The sequence below is a fragment of the Pseudanabaena sp. UWO310 genome, assembly GCF_006861605.1.
In the GTDB taxonomy this organism is placed as follows: domain Bacteria; phylum Cyanobacteriota; class Cyanobacteriia; order Pseudanabaenales; family Pseudanabaenaceae; genus Pseudanabaena.
Genome location: NZ_SELU01000126.1, coordinates 1 through 998, shown reverse-complemented (window position 1 = coordinate 998; position 998 = coordinate 1). Strand labels below are relative to the sequence as shown.

Genomic DNA, 998 nt, shown 5'->3' with positions numbered 1-998 from the left:
TCATTTACTTGAGCGCTTTATTTCCTTGTTAGAATTGGATTCTACTTCAATTAAATCTCATCCTCGATTCCAAGACCTTTGTTCTTACGGCACTATTGCTTACTAATTTTGTCCGAAGTATTGTTAATTATGCTTAATTACTTGATTATTTGAATTTTATCCCGAATGCAAAATATCGATTGACATTATGGTACACTCGTAAAGGTCAAAAATTTGGACTAGAAAGAAGTGCCTAAGCTCAAAACTCGTAAATCTGCCGCCAAGCGATTCAAGGTGACGGGTAGCGGCAAGTTTGCTCGCCGCCACGCTGGTCGCAACCATCTATTAGAGCATAAGCCCACTGTTCGCAAGAGCAGATTGGGTCAAATGGCTATAGTTGATGAGACTGATAATGACAGAGTAAGCGCAATGATGCCTTACGCCTAATTAAAGGTTTTTAGGGCGCAACACGCCCTAAAAAATTAAATAAATACAACGACTTCACGATAAGAATTAACTGCCATGACGAGAGTAAAACGCGGTAACGTAGCTAGAAAGCGCCGCAATAAAGTACTGAAATTAGCCAAGGGCTTTCGCGGATCGCACTCTAAGCTGTTCCGCACTGCTAACCAGCAGGTAATGAAAGCTCTACGTAATGCCTACCGCGATCGCCGCAAGAAGAAGCGCGATTTCCGTAGTCTCTGGATTACCCGCATCAATGCTGCTGCTCGCCAACAAGGTTTGAGCTACAGCAAGTTTGCAGGTCTACTCAAGAAAGCAAATATTGATATCAATCGTAAGATGCTTTCTCAAATTGCCATTCTCGATCCCCAAGCTTTTACCGCAATTGTCGAAAAGGCTAAAGCGATCGCTTAAGTCAAAATCACAGAAATTTGCGCTTAGAAACCATTTAAGAATTACTTTCTGCGGTCAAAAACTCTAAGAGATCCCCCTCAATCCCCCTTAAAAAGGGGGAAGAATTAAATTCTCCCCCCTTTTTAAGGGGGGGTGGGGGGGAT

Annotated in this window: 2 protein-coding genes; both read left to right on the top strand. The window is 42.6% G+C overall.

Features of this window, described 5'->3' with window-relative positions:
- Positions 1 to 228 precede the first annotated feature (228 nt).
- Positions 229 to 426 carry a 50S ribosomal protein L35 gene (rpmI, locus tag PseudUWO310_RS22585; protein WP_009625755.1) on the top strand — a complete coding sequence of 66 codons (198 nt, stop codon included), beginning with the start codon at positions 229 to 231 and terminating at the stop codon, positions 424 to 426.
- 75 nt (positions 427 to 501) lie between these two features.
- Entirely contained in the window at positions 502 to 855 is a 354-nt protein-coding gene (gene rplT / locus PseudUWO310_RS22580) for a 50S ribosomal protein L20 (RefSeq protein ID WP_009625756.1), read from the top strand.
- Positions 856 to 998: the final 143 nt, after the last annotated feature.

What these genes read in the sequence shown, in the direction of transcription:
- rplT (WP_009625756.1), top strand. Translation starts at nt 502, where the DNA reads ATGACGAGAGTAAAACGCGGTAACGTAGCTAGAAAGCGCCGCAATAAA.